Below are 17,691 nucleotides of genomic sequence, written 5' to 3'. Positions count from 1 at the left end.
TTAACACCATAACCATATAATCTAAACCAGTCATAGTTACCAATACCGGCATTACCATTCACCCCATACGATGTACGTAATTTCAACTGACTGATAAAATCAAGTTGCTCAATAAATTTCTCTTTATCCAGATTCCAGGAAGCACCAACTGACCAAAAGTTACCGTACTTATTGTTGGCGCCAAACCTGGATGATCCATCCCGGCGAAAACTTCCCGACAGAATGTATTTGTCGTCAACATTGATATTCGCCGTTGAGAATTGTGAAACGAATGAATAATCAGACAGGGTAGCGCTGGCAGTAATGGGCGTAGCACCTGCAACGGGCATCGTCAGGGAGTAGCTGGGGGGGAAGCCTTGTGATTGAACAGAATTCTGATAGCCGTTTGACTTCTGAGCCTCATACCCTGCCAGAACATTCAGCGAAATATTATACGCTTTTGACAGTTCTTGCTGGTACTCGAGGGTATTGGTCCAGGTCCTGTTAAAATAACGGGTGTAATAGGAATAAGCCCTGCCCCCTACACTCGCGCCATCGCCATGCGTTGGATTATTATATTGATCTTCCTCGAGCACGTTCAGATCGCCACTTAAACTTGTTTTGAATTTCAGGTTTTCGAGGATCTTATATTCGGCAAACACGTTACTCCTTAACCCTACTTCTCTTAAGAAGCGTTTGTCTATATCCGATAAAGCGATCACATTGTGCAATCCGCCTATTGTACCGCTGGGCAGGTAATAGGAGCCATCAGCATTATACGGACTGTTAGAAGGCACCATAAATATGGATGAGAGCACCGGGTTACCAAAATTACCGCCGCTTAAAGGAGTGCGTTGGTTTGTATAGCCACCGGTCATATTAAAGCCTAATGTAACCCTGTCACTGGCTTTATGAGTGATGCGCACACTTCCACTCGTTCTTTCGAGCTTGGAATTTATAGTAGAACCTTCCTGCATAAAATAACCGCCCGATAAATAAAAAGTGGTTTTTTCGTTACCACCCTCTGCGCTTAGATTGTATTGTCGTTGTTTACCAGTTCTTTTTACGGCTTCATACCAGTTAAAGTCGGTGCCGTTATTCTCACCCTGACCTTTTAATATAGCATCTATATCTGCAGTTGTTCTACCCGCATTAACATATCCTTCCCGGGCAATCTCAAAATATTGCGCAGCATTTAGGGGCTTGTATTTGTCGTTTTCATAAGCAATTTTATTGTCCCCTATCTCTGTATCGAATCTGTACCTTGTTTTTCCGGCCCGTCCTTTTTTGGTGGTAACAATGATCACTCCATTGGCCGCGCGGCTACCATATAATGAACCGGCTGCCGCATCTTTTAACACGGAAACACTTTCAATATCGTTGGGATTCAATGTGCTTAACAGATTGGCGGTAGTAGTGAGGCGCGATACATCACCAGTGTTAATAATAATACCATCAATTACCCATAAAGGCGCATTGCTGGCAGTAATAGAACTCATACCCCTGATGAGGATCGTTTGGTTGGCGCCGGGTGTTCCTGAACTGGCAACAGATTGCAAACCGGGGATCTGTCCCTGTAATATTTTATCAACTGAGGAAAATGGTTTGTTTTCGATATCGGGCGCCTTTATGGTGGCCACCACACCAGTCAACTCTTTCTTTTTCTGAGTACCATAAGCCACAATAACCACTTCGCTCATACTGCCGGTGGTTGCCTTCATTACAGCATTTATTGTTGAAGAAGAGCCCAGGGTGAACTCCTGCGATGTCATTCCCACAGAAGTGATTACTATTACCTTTGCCTCAACGGGAATATTGAGTGAAAAGGTACCATCCTGTTTACTGGTTGTACCAAACGATGTTCCTTTTACGGTTACCGAAGCATTGGGGACCGGGCCTCCATTTTCGTCAGTTACCTTCCCGGTAATTGTTTTTGATTGCGCAAGCAGTTGTCCATACAGGAGTAACATGCCGCATAATAGCATTAGGATTTTTCTCATTTCATTTTATTTTGGTTGTAACAAGTAATTAGGACAGTGGATTTTAAGATCGCGGATCTTAGTTAAACAGAACTTAAATATTTGAAATATGATTATATAAAATAGAACCCAAAAAGAAGTATCCTGCTGTATTAATGTCTCTAAAACATTAATAATGAGCTTAATTAAAATAGATTATATCCTCCACGCGTGAGATCCAGACAATTATGCCTTTCTGGTCTATTTGTACTATAATCCTAAACGTGATTATTCCGCGGTTTTCGCTTGTTGCGTAGGGTTAAGAATACGGAGGTTGCAGAACGGGCGCGGGTACGCCTTTGTAACATTCTCATGTTTGATCATTTTAGTTTGGTTTTATATCTAAGGTCTGATTACAGGACATAAATTAATGATAAGTGCTGCTTTTTACCAATCAATATGCTGGTTTCTTATCATGAAATTCAGATTTCGCATGTATATGATGCTTATTCTTTATATCGCCCTGGATTAAATGCAAATTAAAATAAATTTGAGCTTATTTGATCACTTTGCTGCTTATTGCAGGAGAATATACCAAAAAAAATGAGGCTGCTCCTGGTTAAGGGACAGCCTCATGTTAGAATCTAACATTTTGCCTGGTAAGGCGTCTATTTTTTTATCAGCGTCAACAACAGGGCCGGTAAAAATATCAGGTTGGTCAATGTTGCCAGTACGAGGGTAAGCGAAGTAAGCCAGCCTAACGCCTGTGTGCCGCCGAATCCGCTAAAGCAGAAGATTACAAACCCGGCTATGAGCACCAGTGAAGTATAAATGATACTAATACCGGTCTTGTGAATGGTGTCAATCACCAGTTCCTGTGAGGTCTTTTTATTATTGATCGACATTTCCTGTTTGTAATTCACCAGGAACCTGATGGTTATATCGATGGCAATACCCAACGCTACCGAAAACACCAACACCGTGGAAGGTTTTATGGCAACGCCGGCCCATCCCATTACTCCGGCCGTAATAATCAGCGGAATGATGTTGGGAATGAGCGAACATATTAAAATTTTAAATGACCTGAACAGGTATAACATACAAAGGGCTATAAGCAGGAAAGCCCACAAAATACTTTCCTTTAAACCGTTTATGATGAACGCGCTGCCTTCGAGGAAGGTAACGCTGGTACCGGTAAACTCTACATGGTATTTAGCAGTATCGAATAACTGGCGACTGCGGTCTTCAATGGTGCTGATCAATTCAGGCAAACGTTTGCTGCCCACATCCTTCATATTAACGCTTATGCGCGCCATGCGGCGGTTGCTATCCATAAAGGAAGCTATCACGCGGTTAAAATTGTTCTGTTTGCCATTGCTATCGGTTGAGGCTTTGGCGCTGAGGTATTGCGATAAAAAGAGCAGATCGGCCTCGCTGGGCGCTTTGTAAGCGCTGCTATCGCCATTGTAGTAAGCCTGCCGGGCAAATTTCAATCCTTCTACTATCGAAAGCGGGCGGGCCATTTCAGATTGGGCGGAAATAAACTGCGATAAAGAATCTATGCGGGCGAAGGTTTGCACCGGGTTACGACGCAAGCCCTGTTTCTGTTTGGTATCTACTACAATTTCCAGCGGCATCACCCCTTTGAAATGTTCTTCAAAATATTTCAGGTCTTTATAGATCTTATCAGTTTTTGGCAGGTCGTCTACAATGTAGCCTACCGATTTCAACCGGAACATGCCTGCAACCGATAACAATAATACAATGGCAGTTACGCCGTAAATCAGTTTTTTGTGATTCGATGACCAGCGTTCGAGGCTATCCAGAATAGCCAGCAGCCATTTGTTCTCCAGGTATTTTGTGTGTCGTTTCTTAGGATCTGGCAAAAAGCTCAATACCGCTGGTATAAACATGATGGAAATAAAGAACAATGCCATGATGTTGATACCGGCTACAATTCCAAACTCCTTCAGTACGGCGCTTTTGGTAAGGCCAAACACCGCAAAACCAATAGCGGCGGCAATGTTACAGAACAGGGTTACAACACCCATGCGGCTGATCATGGCGGTTAAGGCCACGCGCTTTCTGCTTTCATTGGTGAAGATCCCGCCATTGATATCGTTATAAGCCGTATGATATTTGTTCAGGAAGTAAATACAGTTGGGAATACCAATTACCACAATCAATGGGGGTATTACGCCGGTGAGCAGCGTGATCTTATACCCAAACCACTGAATGGTGCCCATACACCATATTACGCCAATAATTACCACAGCCAGTGACATGAGGGTGGCGCTCAGGCTGCGGAAAAAGATCAATAAGATTATTGCTGAAAGAATAAGCGAGCCCAGCAGGAACCATTGCATCTCAGAAGCTACTTTGGTAGCCAGATTGGTGCGTATCAATGGCAGGCCGCTGTAATGCATTTCCAGGTTATGCTTTTTACCAAACGCATCGGCGAGGGTAACAATATCAGTAACTACTTTATTTCTTCCTTTTGAATTTAGTACGTCTTTGTTTATTCGAATACCCATCATGTAGGTATGCGATGCAGGATCGAACAACAGGCCCTGGTAAAATGGCAAACTGTAAAAGATGTTGGCCATGCTATCCAGCTCCGGTTGCGTTAGTGTTCTGTTAGGAAAAACCGGTACGGCATTTAATTTTTCATTAGCGGTATCTTTTACCAGATTGGTGGTGGCCGATACGCTTAACACATCTTCAACCGCATTCACCCCTTTTATTTGTTTGGCCATGGCTGCATAATCATTGAACACATCGGCCTGAAACAATTTATCGGTGGTAATACCAATAGCCATTAAGTTGCCATCTTCGCCAAACTGACTGCGAAATGCCTGGTAAGCCTGGTACTTGGGATTGTCGGTTGGAATAGCTCTTGCAAACTCATAGCTCATTTGAACTTTGGAAGCGTGATAGCCCATTAAACCGGTTAATGCCAGTAAGAGGATCAATAACATCCAGCGTGACCGTAAAATGAACCGGGCGATTTTTTCCCACATGTAGAATATAGAATTTACTGCTAAGAATATTATTATTGGCAGCAAAGAAACTCATTTTAACAGGATTAAGGAAGTTTATTTGCCGCTATTAAAAGTCCCTGACGAACTTTTAATTTCAATGAATTAAGAAATTATATTTTTATAATATAGTTTCCTGATTTCAGCTTTCTAGTACGTTTTTTGCTTGTAGTTTAGTATCAGAATGCCTGATATTTTATTAAAAGACGGCTGCCCACACCCTGATTATCCCCCACTTTCCCTTACCATTGCCTTACTATTCTCTTACTATTCCCTTACTATTGTCTTACTATTACTACGGTTCATCCATACTGTATCCATGCTGTATCTATGCTGTATCTATGCTGCATCTACGGCTGAACTACGGCTATGCTATGGCTGATCTATACTGTATCTACGGCTGTAACAGGCCAGAACCTGCTTTTAAGATTGGCCCGCACCTTGTATATTACTAATTCAACCACATATAATTACCTTTGAAAACTATGCTACAACGGATCCTGGCCTTTTATTGCGCAGCGCTCACCATTCCGTTCGTTTCGCTGGCACAATTGCAGCCAATAGGTCAATGGCGAGATCACTTACCCTATCAACAGGTTAACGGTGTTACTTACACCACCGGTAAAGTATGGGCCGCTACTCCCTATAGCTTATTTTCAGTTGATGTGGCCGATAACACCATTGAACGCTGGAGCCGCACCAACGGTTTGGCCGAAACCGGTATCAGCGCTATTGGCGCCGAACCAAATGGGCAGCGCGTAGTGATTGCTTATAATAACAGCAATATTGATGTATTGGTTGAAGACAGGATCATCAATATTAACTCCTTAAAAAATTCAGGTATAGCAGGTGATAAAAGCATAAAAGCAGTATTCATAGATCAGCAGCTGGCTTACCTGGCCACGGGTATTGGTATTGTGGTGATCAATCTTGATAAATACGAAATAAAAGACACCTACATCATCGGAAATGGCGGAACAAAAGTGGCGGTTAATGCCGTTACCAGCAGTGGAAATGTTGTATACGCAGCTACCAGCGAAGGATTGAAGAAAGCCCCCGCCAACGCCAACCTGGCCGATTTCCGCAACTGGCAACTGGTATCGGGCAGCAATGGTTTACCTGCCGGCAATGTACAGGCTCTGGCCTCCCTTCAAAACAATATAGTGGCAGTAAGAAATGATTCATTGTGGTTACAGAATGGCAATACCTGGAGTTTATTGTATCGCGATGGCTGGGCCATTAGAAATTGTACCGTATCAAATAACAAGATCCTCCTCAGCGAAACCAATAACATAACCGGTCGTATAGTAGTACTTACCGCAACCGGAACAACCGAACAAATTATACAGGATGTTCAGCTAACCCAGGCGCCACGGCAGGCAATTATTTATCAAAACGAATACTATATCGCTGATACCATAGCGGGTTTATCAAATTACAGCGGTACGGCATTCAACCGGTTGCTGCCCGATGCGCCGCCCTCAATAGCTACCGGCAGCATGCAGGTGCTGCATAATACGCTCTGGGTTTCAGCAGGTGGCGTAAGCGCTAATTGGGACCCGCTAAATAATAAAAACGGTTTGTTTGCCTTTATGGATAACAACTGGAATTATTATAATAATATGCGCTTTTCAAAACTGGATTCGCTGACCGACCTGGTAGCCGTAGCCGCCGACCCCACCGATGAAAGCGTATGGGCCGGTTCATTTGGCGGCGGGTTGGTAAACATCAAAAAAGATAATTCCATCACCATCTTCAAACAAAACTCTTCTATTCAACCTGCCTATTTTAATTCAAAAAGCTACCGGGTAAGTGGCCTTGCTTTTGATGCAGATAATAATTTATGGGTAGCTAATTACGGTGGATTAAACCCGGTACTTGTAAAAAAGGCAGATGGCAGCTGGCAGTCGTTTATTATTCCTTTTGCCCTGACCGAACAGGCCGTTTCGCAAATAGTGATAGATGATAATAACCAGAAATGGATAGTATTGCCAAAGAACAATGGTCTTGCCTGTTTTAATCATGGCCAAACCATCGACAACCCAGGCGATGACCAATGGAAATTTTTCCGCAGCGGAAAAGGAAACGGCAATCTTCCAGATAATGATGTACGGTGCATTGCGAAAGATAAAAATAACTTTATTTGGGTAGGAACCGCTAAAGGCATTGGCGTTATTCAATGCACACAACAGGCTGTGACCAACAATGGTTGTGAAGCGGTGTTACCTATTGTACAGCAGGATAACTTTGCAGGGTATTTGTTCAGCGATGAACAGGTGCAAACCATTGCAGTGGATGGCGCCGATCGTAAATGGGTAGGCACCCAAAATGGCGTATGGTTGTTAAGTCCGGATGCCAGCAAGATCATTTACCGGTTTACAGAGAGTAACAGTCCGTTGTTGAGCAATGATGTAAAACAAATGGCGATTGATGGCAAAACCGGAGAAGTATTTTTTGCCACTGCCAAAGGCATTTGTTCATTTCGCAGCACGGCCACAGAAACAACAGAAACAAACCCTGAGGTGTTGGTATTTCCTAATCCTGTACCACCGGGTTATACGGGTACCGTTGCCATCAGAGGCATTGCCAATAATGCTATTGTAAAAATCACCGAGCTGAATGGCCGGTTGGTATATCAAACAAAAGCACTCGGCAGCCAGGCTGTCTGGAATGGTAAAGACTATAATGGGCGTAGCATCTCATCAGGCGTTTACCTGGTATTAACAAGCGATGAAGACCATCAACAAAAACTGGTCACTAAAATTGTTTTTATACAAAAATGACACTCCATAATACCAAAGGCATTGTATTACGAACCGTGAAATATGGCGAAACCAGCGTTATCGTCACTATTTTCACTGAGCTGTTCGGCATACAATCGTATATAGTAAATGGAGTGCGTACATCCACCAAAAAAGGAAGTGGCAAAGCCAACCTGTTTCAACCCGGCGCCATCCTTGATCTTACGACCTATCATAACGAATTGCATCATCTGCAACGCCTGCGCGAGTTTAAATGGGGCTATTTATATCAAAATATCTTTTTTGATGTGGTAAAAAATTCCGTGGCTTTGTTCATGGTGGAATTGCTGTCAAAAACACTCAAACAACCGGAGGCGAATCCAGAATTATTTTATTTTGCCGAAGACGCTTTTATGCATCTTGATAAGGCCGAAATTCAGGTGGCAGGCAATTTCCCCTTGTATTTTGCATTGCACCTGGCTTCGTTTTATGGGTTCCGCTTTAGCGATAAGTACACTGATCAAACAACTTATCTCGATTTACAGGAAGGAGAATTTGTACATGAGCATCCGGTTCATCCCCATTTTTTATCATCCCCGTACAGTTATATTACTTCACAACTACTCAAGGTTATGCAGCCGCATGAGTTATCACAGATCAAACTCAACCAGGATACGCGGCGCACATTGCTCCATGCATATCAGACCTATTACGCCTTACATTTTGCAGATTTTGGGATTATGAAGACGTTGCCGGTGCTGCAGGAAGTTCTTGGGTAAATATTGGCCATTGAATTTTTAGTGTTTCTTGTATGAAATAAGAAGCTGTTACAGGTTGCATGTTACAGGGAAAACCACGTAATAACTAATGAACCTGAAACATGGAACCTGGAACTTGCAACTGCCATTAATTATACCAACCGCTCCACTTTAGTAAACTGCTCATCAATAACAAGAACTCCCGGTTTCTTTCCAACTTCAAAACTGCCAATCACCTCATCCAGTTCCAAAGCCCTGGCTCCATTGAGCGTAGCCCATTGCAACAGCTCGCTTTTTTCAAGGTGCGGATAGTGTTGATGGATGGTTTGCAGTTCGGCCAGCACACTCAGTTGGTGGTTCGAGGCCAGGCTATCGGTTCCAACAACAATAGCTGCCTTGTATTCACGCAACAGATCAATATTCGGCAGGGGATTACCGATGTACTCATTTGCATTGGGGCATAAACAGAAGAATAAATTGCCAATGGGCAATGGGCAATGGGCAATATATTCGAGATCTTCCTTGTTAGTATTTGTATTATGAACCAGTATCAGGGATTGGTTGGGAAGAAAGTGTGTAAGATAAGCAGGCAGACTTCCTGTTGACCGGGGCTTATAAAATGAAATATCAATATTCAGCGCCTGGTACAACCGGTGAAAATCGCCGGTGCCTTTTTCAATAAACTCCCGTTCGGCCCCACTCTCCTGGCTATGAATGGCGAGTAAATGATTACCCGGAAAATGAGTGATCATTTGAAACAATGCCGGTGAAACCGAATAGGGGGCATGCGGCACTATGGAATTTGACTCCGAGGGGTTTCGGTACAAGCGGGCAAACTGCTCATATACAGCCCGGGAGGCTTCAAACCGTTGCGCCGCCGTTTGTTCTATAAAACCCATAGTTTCAATGAAATTATGGTACAGCAGCCGGCCTTGCTTTTTCTGTTCAACCGTATTAGGAGTATTACAAATATCTCCCACCGCCACAATACCGTTTTGGAGCATGCTGTTTTCAGCTGCTTCGATAGCTTTTTGAATGATGGCGCCATCAAACCCGCGTTGTTGTATTACCCGCACCAAAAAATCAACCATCCCGGTTTTTTCGGGAATAATACCCTTCATATGGCTCAGTTCCAGGTGGCAATGGCAGTTTACAAACCCCGGGCTCAATATACCACTATAATTGGCTACCCCCTCTCCGGCCTCCGCAGCCGGAACAAGATCAATTATTTCCCCTTCGGTGCTGGTAATTAGCACCGAACCGTTTGAAAACCATTCAGAACCAGTAAATAAATGGTCGGCGGTGAACTTTCTGTAATTCATGTAAGCGCTGAAATAATTAACTTTGCAGGTTTTAATATCAGTCGGAAAAACGGACGGCCCGCTGGTCCGAAAGAAGGGGCAAAATTAAGCACATTTCTTTCTTACAAACTGACCTGCCACCGTTTTGGACTGTAACTGGTAAAATAAGTCAAAATTATGTTAGACAAGCTGGAAGCCATAAAAGCTAAGTTTGAGGACCTTGGGGTTGCGTTAACCAATCCTGAAATTGTAAGCAATAACAGGAAGTTCAGGGCTATGAGCCAGGAATATCGCAGCCTGGAAAAGATCGTGATAGCTTACGAGGAGTATAAAAAAGTATTGGGTGACCTGGACGTATATAAAGAAGCCCTGAACGGCGATGATGCTGAACTGCGTGAACTGGCCAAGGAGGAACTGCCTGCACTGGATGAAAACAAGCTAAAGCTGGAAGCGCACATTCGTCAGTTGCTGATCCCCAAAGATCCGCAGGACGAAAAGAACTGTATCCTGGAAATACGGGCCGGTACCGGTGGCGACGAGGCCAGCCTGTTTGCCGGAGACCTGCTCCGCATGTACCTGCGCTATTGTGAAAAGAAAGGTTGGAAAACAGCCATATTGAGCGAATCGGAAGGTACCGTGGGGGGCTACAAAGAGGTTCAGTTGGAAGTAACCGGTGAAGATGTGTATGGCACCCTGAAATTTGAGAGTGGCGTGCACCGCGTACAACGGGTTCCTGACACCGAAACATCGGGCCGGGTACATACCTCTGCCGCTACAGTGGCTGCCATGCCCGAGGCCGAGGAAGTTGACGTGGAAGTAAAGGATAGTGATGTAAAGATGGAAACTGCCCGAAGTGGTGGTGCGGGTGGTCAGAACGTGAACAAAGTGGAAACCAAAGTTATTTTAACCCACCTTCCTACCGGTATGGTGGTAATGTGTCAAACCGAACGTACCCAGTTAGGGAACCGTGAAAAAGCGATGCAAATGCTGCGTACCAAATTATATGAAGAAGAAGTACGTAAACAGGAAGATGAAATTTCAAGACATAGAAAAAGTCTGGTAAGCTCTGGCGACCGTAGCGCCAAGATAAGAACCTATAACTATCCACAAGGCCGTATAACCGATCATAGAATTGGATTAACCGTTTATAACTTAGACGATGTAATGAATGGCAACGTGCAGGAGTTTATTGATGCATTACAATTTGCTGAAAATGCTGAGAAGTTAGCCAAGCAGGATTAATAATGTAAAGAACACATTCTATAAAAACGTCCTCCCGGTTCAACCAGGGGGACGTTTTTTATTGCCCTGTATTGCTAAATGTTACAGCATACCTTATTTTGCTAAAAGGCTGTAATGCAGCTATAGCAAGTGTTCCACTACCTATTTACCATGAACAGGGAAGTCACAAAATCACCACAATGCAGTATTAAGAAAACTGCATTAATTTTTCATTAATTCGCAGTACACACTACTAGTATAGGACTGGCCGTTATAACGGTTTCCTTTACCGAAATAATAATGAATGAGTTATAAGTTGCTGAAATTAACGTTCGTTTGGTAAGTATGCGGGCTTTTACGTGCTATTGATCGGCACTTTATTTCTGAAAACACGCGAATGTTAACGTTTTACAAAAAGTATTAACAGGTGAATGAAATATTGGAAATACGTAGTTCCTTTGCATTAGAAATTTATCGCGCAAGCTCTTTGTCAATATCAGATGGTTCCTTTTAATCTTACTTTAACGGACCATCTATACTAATGGCATCCGATTTGCGTTATATAATAAAGTTCTTTTTTAACGACTCACACAAAGCAGTCAATTTTCTCATAAGCAGTTAGTTTTGGTTACGGCCCCTGTGTCTACAGGGGCTATTTTTTTGTATATAACTAACTGATTTACAGATTTTCCCCTTCTATTTTACTCTTACAAAAAGGTGATATACAGCAGCCAGGATGGCGCCAGTGGAATCGGCAACAATATCATAGACGTCAAAACTGCGATTTGGAATATAATCCCTTTGTAGAAATTCTAACCCAATACCCAATCCTATACTGAAAAGCGTCAGAAAGACAATAATCGCCTGCCATCTTTGTTTGTCATTGCGACGATAATACAGGTTGAAGGCCCACAGCAAAACAATGCCCCCAAACAAAATGGTATGCACTACTTTATCAATACCTTTTGTAGAAAAGACACCGGTACTGGGGATGGCAGAACCTGGCAGGCACAGTAAAATAATGGTAATAGCTGTCCAGGCAAAAGGAACGATTTTCCAGGTACAAAGTTTTTTAACAAAACGCATCATATAGGGATGAAAGATACTTCAAAAATAGATATGGGTAGTAATGAATGGTGTTAATGAGGGTAAGAAGCTGGCGGACTGTTTCCGTTTCACGACATTAACTACACTTTACCAATAACATACATTGGACCTTTTGGAGTAGGGCTTCCACCCTGCTGTTCGAGCGTGATAGCAAAAAGTTGCGCGCGGGGAATGTTTTTCATTTTAACCATCATATGACCATGGCTCATATCGAGCATTCCGGCATCAACGGGCTGATTGTCTACAATGGCCCATAACTGGTATTGTTTGCCGGTTTCAGGCATCGGCAGGTTGTTTACCATCAGGTAAACATCTTTGGTGCGGGTATCCCATAAAACGGTTGCCGCGCTACCCGGGTCGGGGCTGGCATTATTGGGCACACCCTTACCTTCCATGGTAACCCTGGCCATATAAGGATTCGTTAAACCCTGAATGGTTTGCTCGTAGTTGCTCATGCGGGTTTGCATGGCGTTGTTGTTTTTTGCCAGTTCAGTTTGCGTGGCCAGCAACTGATCGTAGCGCTGACTGTAATCGCGGTATTTATTGAAATAATAAATATTTAAGCCGGCACTACCTACCAGCAATACAATGGCAGCCGCGGCTACATACCGCATAGCCATAGGAACAACCGAGCGCCTGATGGGTCGCATTTGAACCACTGGCGTGCTTCTGCTGGCTTCAGGAACCATTTCTGCCGCTAATTGCCGCAAAATGGTTTCCCGCAATTGTACAGGAGGGGCAACAGCGCCAGCCAGGGCTTGCTGCTCAAGGGAAAGTTCAAATGCATCCCGGGCCGCGCGTACTTCGGCGTGCTGAGTGCACATTTGTTCAAACTGCACCCGTTCCGTCTCTTCAGCGAGCCCTAACACATAGCTTTCCACTATGCCACTTGATATGTATTCCTGTATATTCACTTCAAATATTCCCTTAACTGAATAAGTGCATTCCGGATACGCGTTTTTACCGTACCGAGCGGTATTTTTTCCAGCTCAGCAATCTCTTCGTGCGTATATCCCTTAAAATAAGCCAGTTCAATCAATACGCGTTGCTCCTCTTTTAATTTTTCCAGCACTTTTCGCAATCCGATCGTGTCAACCCCCGGCTGTATTACATCTTTGACCTGTATAGTATCTACGTTGTCCTGAATAGATTGGTTTTTGCGGCTGTTCTGGTAACCCTTCGACCGCAGGGTGTCTATGGAGGCATTCCGGGCAATATTCATCATCCAGGTGAACAGGCGGCCCTTGCTCATGTCGTACTGCTCAATCCTGCGCCAGATATTTACAAAAACCTCCTGTAAGATATCATTGGCCAGCTCCCCATCATTCACTATCTGCAATACAATACTGTACAGGGCCGATGCATAATTATCGTATAAATATGCAAAGGCCTTGTTGTCCCTATTACGCAACAGGGACACCAACTCCTGTTCAGTATATGTGAGTGTTATTCCCAATGTGTTTACCCGGAACGTATGGCGTGTTACAAAAAAAGTGGTCTTAAACCACTTTCAATTTACGTAATACCAGCCGCTCCGGATTCAATTTATTTATCAGGCGCCTACGAGATTGGTATAGGCAGCAGCGTCCATCAGGGCTTTTACATCATCGGGATTGGTTACGGTCATTTTAACCATCCAACCTTCACCATATGGGTCGCTGTTAACTGCTTCTGGAGAATCAGCCAATGCGGGGTTAACCTCGTTAATGGTACCGGAAACAGGCAGATACAGGTCAGACACTGTTTTAACAGCTTCTACTGTACCAAATACAGCTTCAGCCATCAGGGCTTTACCAACTGTTTCTATTTCCACATAAACGATATCACCCAGTTCGCGTTGCGCAAAATCGGTAATACCTATAGTGGCAATGTTGCCTTCCAGTTTAATCCATTCATGATCTTTAGTGTAGCGCAGATTTTCCGGAAAATTCATGTTTTCAATTTTTGTGCTGCAAGATTAAGGAATTTAAGTTAATTAGTTGACCAGTTAACCCGTTAACTTGCGGACCCGCCAACTTATAGCATTTCTTACATCATTGTCTCTTTATAAGGGTAGCCTTTATAATACGCACATCCTCAACCGGGCGGTTACGTTCGCCCACCGGTACGGCAGCTATGCTATCAATTATGTCGATACCCTTTATCACTTCCCCAAACACGGTATATTTTGTGTCGAGCGAAGGTGAACCACCAATGGTTTTAAATACCTCGCGATGCGCTTCAGGGATCTTATATCCATTCAACCTGGTTTCTACCTGGTTCAGGTCTGCATCGTCATATACCCTTCCCTGCACAATGAAAAACTGGCTGCCGTTACTTTCCCTGGTGGGGTTTATTTCGTCGGGCGTACGGGCAGCCGCCAGGGCGCCTTTTTTATGAAATAAATAGGGCTTGATCTCGGCAGGAATGGTGTAACCGGGGCTGCCTCCTCCTAACTGGTCGCCTGCTTTGGCAGTTTTACTTTTGGGATCGCCACCCTGGATCATGAACTGACTCATAACCCGGTGAAATAACAGCCCATCGTAAAAATGCTGGTTAACCAGTTTTATAAAATTGTCGCGATGCAAAGGAGTAGAATCTGATAACCGGATGACCATGGTGCCTTTGGAGGTCACCAGCTCTACATCTTTATTCAGATCGCCTTTTTTTACCTGGTAAGGACGCTGCTCTTCAAAGGATGAAAAGATAAATAAGGATACGATGAGTAAAAACAGCTTATTCATAAGTAGTGTGATTTAGACAGGAAGAGGCGAATGTGCAAATGTGAAAATTCGAAAATGTGAAAATGAAATACAATTCCGTAATTCGGGAATTACGCTCATGTTCGGACACTTCGAAATTCAACGACATTTGCACAATTTCATCCCGGTTAAACCGGGACTAATTTGCTAATTGGTTTAGAATTCCTGTTGGTCAAAATACAAAAGAATATGATCTTTTAAAAAACTCTCCTGCTCGTGAAGGTTCATCACTGGCAGGGCCTTTAGCTGCCTGAAATGCGGCCAGCCTTCTTCATCTACTCCATCCAGTTCGTAATAGCCGCTTTGTGACAGCAACGAACAGGTAGCAATATGCATCAGGTCCTGCTTTTGTTCCTTACTAAACTTTGCCTTTATATCCCCAAATTCCTGAATACCTATTAAAAATAAAATAGTTTCCATGTCTGGTTTTCTGCCAAACCGTTCCATCAGCTTTTCTTCCAGCTTCCACCAACGGGTTTGTAAATCGTCATTTGCCTGCATGGCGCAAAGATAGCAACCTAATTTACTAATTTAGCCTATGATTTGGCATAAAGACAATTACACTATCAGCACCGACAAAACAAGCCTTTCCCCAGAATACATTCACCAATACCTTTGTGAGCAATCCTATTGGGCGAAAGGAATACCCCTGCATACCGTAAAAAGATCAATAGAAGGGTCCATTTGCTTTGGCGTTTACAAAGACGCACAAATGGTGGGATTTGCCCGGGTAATTACCGATAACGCCACATTTGGTTACCTGGCCGATGTTTTTATTGATGAAACCTGCCGCGGCCAGGGCCTTAGCAAATGGTTAATGGAGGTGATACTTGCTCATCCTGACCTGCAGGGTTTACGCCGCTTTATGCTGGCTACCCGCGATGCGCATGGCCTGTATCGACAGTTCGATTTTAAAGAACTGGCTAACCCTGAATACATGCTGGCGATCGTTAAACCTGATATCTACAAAACAAATAGCTAACGGCATTACTTGTCACCGGCCGGGATTGGCTATTTAACTTATCTTTGCGCAAACCTGATTTCACATGTTACAGATCGCATTTATTCGACAAAACACGGCGCTGGTAAAGGAACGACTGGCTTTAAAAAATTTCAGGGACCTTGATCTGGTTGATGAGATCATATCCCTGGACGATAACCGGAAAAAATTGCAGCTTGAATTTGATACTACCCAGTCAAAAGTAAATGCAGCATCCAAAGAGATCGGGCAATTAATGGCAAAGGGACAAAAAGAAGCCGCTGAAACACATAAACAGGAAGTAGCTATTTTAAAATCAACCTTGCAACCAATAGCCGATCAACTGGCAGAAACAGAGAAAAAATTGCAGGAGCAGATCGTAAAACTGCCCAATCTGCCCTCTGAAAAAGTACCTCCGGGCAAAACACCTGAAGACAATATTACCATCCGGGAAGGCGGCAAAAAGCCCAACCTGCATGCCGGTGCTGTTCCGCATTGGGACCTCACCAAAAAATACAACCTTATAGATTTTGAGCTGGGTAATAAAATTACCGGCAGTGGTTTCCCTGTGTATATTGGCAAAGGCGCAAAATTGCAACGGTCCCTTATTGCCTATTTTTTAGATTATAATACCAATGCCGGTTATAAAGAATTTATGCCGCCGCATATGGTAAATGAAGCATCTGCTTTTGGTACCGGTCAGTTGCCCGACAAAGAAGGCCAGATGTATTTTGTTACCGAAGACAATTTTTACCTGATACCAACAGCCGAAGTACCGGTTACCAATATTTATCGCGACGAATTATTAAAAGAAACCGATCTGCCTGTTAAGATGACGGCTTATACTCCCTGTTTCCGCCGCGAAGCTGGCAGCTATGGGAAAGATGTGCGTGGTTTGAACCGCCTGCACCAGTTCGATAAAGTAGAAGTTGTACAGCTGGTTCACCCCGAGAAAAGTTACGATATACTGGAAGAAATGGTAACCCATGTTGAAACGTTGCTGCAATCACTCGATCTTCCCTATCGCATTGTGAAATTATGCGGTGGTGATATGGGTTTTGCGTCTGCGCTCACCTATGATTTTGAAGTATACAGCGCTGCACAGCAAAGATGGCTGGAGGTAAGTTCTGTATCGAATTTTGAGGCCTACCAAACCAACCGCATGAAAATAAGGTTTAAAGATGCTAATAGTAAAAATCAACTGGTGCATTCATTAAATGGCAGCTCTTTGGCCCTGCCCAGGATCGTTGCCTGTTTACTGGAGAACCACCAAACCGAGACTGGTATTCAATTACCGGCTGTGCTACACAGTTATTTCGGCGCGTCTCAGATTAACTAATAGACACATACGACATTTCTCTTCTAATTTTCTTAACATAAATCTTTGCTAAAGGAAGTATACACTACTGTGTACTTCCTTTTTTGTTTTTCATATTTGCGGTACCAAAAACCAAAGTTTATATGAAACAAAGAATTGTACTCTCCCTCGTTTTCGTTTGCGCATTCATGGTAACTACCCGGGCCCAGATCAGCAAAGGCGCTGTTTGGGTAGGCGGCAGTATTGGATATAACCACCAAAAATTTGGAACTGATACCCCCTATACAAAAACCAATACCTTCAACTTCAGCCCGGCAGTAGGTTTGGTAATAAAGGATAACCTTGTTGTAGGTATTTCTTTAACATATGGCCATGGGAAAACGAATAATAACGGCTCTGAAATAGAACGTAAAAATAACAATTACGGGGCCGGTATTTTTGTGCGTCAGTATATCCCGATTGTTAACCGGTTGTACCTTTTTGGTGAGGCCGGTGCGAATTACGAATATTCTAAGTACAATAGTACCTCCAATTATTTTCCGAATGGTAT

Annotated in this window: 15 protein-coding genes; 6 read left to right on the top strand and 9 right to left on the bottom strand. The window is 43.5% G+C overall.

What is annotated here, in order from left to right; translation table 11 throughout:
- Together ACJ751_RS12070 and ACJ751_RS12065 are read right to left on the bottom strand one after the other, a co-directional pair.
- Nucleotides 1-1,979 (bottom strand): SusC/RagA family TonB-linked outer membrane protein (locus ACJ751_RS12070; RefSeq protein ID WP_407745748.1); only part of this gene is annotated, 1,979 nt, incomplete at its 3' end.
- Nucleotides 1,980-2,605: 626 nt separating this feature from the next.
- Nucleotides 2,606-4,957: an efflux RND transporter permease subunit gene (locus tag ACJ751_RS12065; RefSeq protein ID WP_407745747.1), complete on the bottom strand. Its 2,352-nt coding sequence runs from the start codon at nucleotides 4,955-4,957 to the stop codon at nucleotides 2,606-2,608.
- 503 nt (nucleotides 4,958-5,460) lie between these two features.
- Between ACJ751_RS12065 and ACJ751_RS12060 the strand changes: the two genes are divergently transcribed.
- Nucleotides 5,461-7,758, top strand: coding sequence for a two-component regulator propeller domain-containing protein (locus ACJ751_RS12060; protein WP_407745746.1), 2,298 nt, complete (start codon nucleotides 5,461-5,463; stop codon nucleotides 7,756-7,758).
- Nucleotides 7,755-8,495 (top strand): DNA repair protein RecO, encoded by a 741-nt coding sequence (gene recO / locus ACJ751_RS12055; protein WP_407745745.1) that lies wholly within the window; start codon nucleotides 7,755-7,757, stop codon nucleotides 8,493-8,495. The genes ACJ751_RS12060 and recO overlap by 4 nt, the downstream gene beginning before the upstream one ends.
- A 131-nt stretch (nucleotides 8,496-8,626) precedes the next feature.
- On the opposite strand, the gene ACJ751_RS12050 is transcribed toward recO, so the two are convergent.
- Nucleotides 8,627-9,796, bottom strand: coding sequence for an amidohydrolase family protein (locus ACJ751_RS12050; protein ID WP_407745744.1), 1,170 nt, complete (start codon nucleotides 9,794-9,796; stop codon nucleotides 8,627-8,629).
- 156 nt (nucleotides 9,797-9,952) lie between these two features.
- On the opposite strand from ACJ751_RS12050, the gene prfA reads away from it, so the two are divergent.
- Nucleotides 9,953-11,017, top strand: coding sequence for a peptide chain release factor 1 (prfA, locus tag ACJ751_RS12045; RefSeq protein ID WP_407745743.1), 1,065 nt, complete (start codon nucleotides 9,953-9,955; stop codon nucleotides 11,015-11,017).
- A 675-nt stretch (nucleotides 11,018-11,692) separates the two neighbouring features.
- Here the strand turns inward: prfA and ACJ751_RS12040 are convergent.
- The 6 genes from ACJ751_RS12040 to ACJ751_RS12015 form a co-directional block, all read right to left on the bottom strand.
- The gene (locus ACJ751_RS12040; protein WP_407745742.1) at nucleotides 11,693-12,085 is read right to left on the bottom strand and encodes a VanZ family protein; all 393 of its coding nucleotides are present in this window, start codon (nucleotides 12,083-12,085) and stop codon (nucleotides 11,693-11,695) included.
- A gap of 98 nt (nucleotides 12,086-12,183) precedes the next feature.
- Complete coding sequence (locus ACJ751_RS12035; RefSeq protein WP_407745741.1) at nucleotides 12,184-13,017, bottom strand: anti-sigma factor domain-containing protein; 834 nt, start codon at nucleotides 13,015-13,017, stop codon at nucleotides 12,184-12,186.
- Nucleotides 13,014-13,559, bottom strand: coding sequence for an RNA polymerase sigma factor (locus ACJ751_RS12030; protein ID WP_407745740.1), 546 nt, complete (start codon nucleotides 13,557-13,559; stop codon nucleotides 13,014-13,016). Before ACJ751_RS12030 ends, ACJ751_RS12035 begins: the two co-directional genes overlap by 4 nt.
- A 96-nt stretch (nucleotides 13,560-13,655) precedes the next feature.
- Nucleotides 13,656-14,036: a glycine cleavage system protein GcvH gene (gene gcvH, locus ACJ751_RS12025; RefSeq protein WP_407745739.1), complete on the bottom strand. Its 381-nt coding sequence runs from the start codon at nucleotides 14,034-14,036 to the stop codon at nucleotides 13,656-13,658.
- Nucleotides 14,037-14,136: 100 nt separating this feature from the next.
- Complete coding sequence (locus ACJ751_RS12020; RefSeq protein WP_407745738.1) at nucleotides 14,137-14,826, bottom strand: peptidylprolyl isomerase; 690 nt, start codon at nucleotides 14,824-14,826, stop codon at nucleotides 14,137-14,139.
- Between the two features lie 174 nt (nucleotides 14,827-15,000).
- Nucleotides 15,001-15,345, bottom strand: coding sequence for a hypothetical protein (locus ACJ751_RS12015; protein ID WP_407745737.1), 345 nt, complete (start codon nucleotides 15,343-15,345; stop codon nucleotides 15,001-15,003).
- Between the two features lie 37 nt (nucleotides 15,346-15,382).
- Between ACJ751_RS12015 and ACJ751_RS12010 the strand changes: the two genes are divergently transcribed.
- The 3 genes from ACJ751_RS12010 to ACJ751_RS12000 all read left to right on the top strand — a co-directional run.
- Nucleotides 15,383-15,826 carry a GNAT family N-acetyltransferase gene (locus ACJ751_RS12010; RefSeq protein ID WP_407745736.1) on the top strand — a complete coding sequence of 148 codons (444 nt, stop codon included), beginning with the start codon at nucleotides 15,383-15,385 and terminating at the stop codon, nucleotides 15,824-15,826.
- Between the two features lie 64 nt (nucleotides 15,827-15,890).
- Nucleotides 15,891-17,162 carry a serine--tRNA ligase gene (gene serS / locus ACJ751_RS12005; protein WP_407745735.1) on the top strand — a complete coding sequence of 424 codons (1,272 nt, stop codon included), beginning with the start codon at nucleotides 15,891-15,893 and terminating at the stop codon, nucleotides 17,160-17,162.
- A 122-nt stretch (nucleotides 17,163-17,284) separates the two neighbouring features.
- A partial coding sequence (locus tag ACJ751_RS12000; protein WP_407745734.1) for an autotransporter domain-containing protein occupies nucleotides 17,285-17,691 on the top strand: 407 nt, incomplete at its 3' end.

Source organism: Niastella sp., from assembly GCF_045805085.1.
GTDB lineage: Bacteria > Bacteroidota > Bacteroidia > Chitinophagales > Chitinophagaceae > Niastella.
The sequence above is the reverse complement of the archived record's forward strand: the minus strand, read 5'-3'. Positions and strand labels throughout refer to the sequence as shown.

What these genes read in the sequence shown, in the direction of transcription:
- ACJ751_RS12020 (WP_407745738.1), bottom strand. Translation starts at nt 14,826, where the DNA reads ATGAATAAGCTGTTTTTACTCATCGTATCCTTATTTATCTTTTCATCC.
- ACJ751_RS12040 (WP_407745742.1), bottom strand. Translation starts at nt 12,085, where the DNA reads ATGATGCGTTTTGTTAAAAAACTTTGTACCTGGAAAATCGTTCCTTTT.
- ACJ751_RS12060 (WP_407745746.1), top strand. Translation starts at nt 5,461, where the DNA reads ATGCTACAACGGATCCTGGCCTTTTATTGCGCAGCGCTCACCATTCCG.
- ACJ751_RS12050 (WP_407745744.1), bottom strand. Translation starts at nt 9,796, where the DNA reads ATGAATTACAGAAAGTTCACCGCCGACCATTTATTTACTGGTTCTGAA.
- serS (WP_407745735.1), top strand. Translation starts at nt 15,891, where the DNA reads ATGTTACAGATCGCATTTATTCGACAAAACACGGCGCTGGTAAAGGAA.
- ACJ751_RS12065 (WP_407745747.1), bottom strand. Translation starts at nt 4,957, where the DNA reads ATGTGGGAAAAAATCGCCCGGTTCATTTTACGGTCACGCTGGATGTTA.
- recO (WP_407745745.1), top strand. Translation starts at nt 7,755, where the DNA reads ATGACACTCCATAATACCAAAGGCATTGTATTACGAACCGTGAAATAT.
- ACJ751_RS12015 (WP_407745737.1), bottom strand. Translation starts at nt 15,345, where the DNA reads ATGCAGGCAAATGACGATTTACAAACCCGTTGGTGGAAGCTGGAAGAA.
- prfA (WP_407745743.1), top strand. Translation starts at nt 9,953, where the DNA reads ATGTTAGACAAGCTGGAAGCCATAAAAGCTAAGTTTGAGGACCTTGGG.
- ACJ751_RS12010 (WP_407745736.1), top strand. Translation starts at nt 15,383, where the DNA reads ATGATTTGGCATAAAGACAATTACACTATCAGCACCGACAAAACAAGC.
- gcvH (WP_407745739.1), bottom strand. Translation starts at nt 14,036, where the DNA reads ATGAATTTTCCGGAAAATCTGCGCTACACTAAAGATCATGAATGGATT.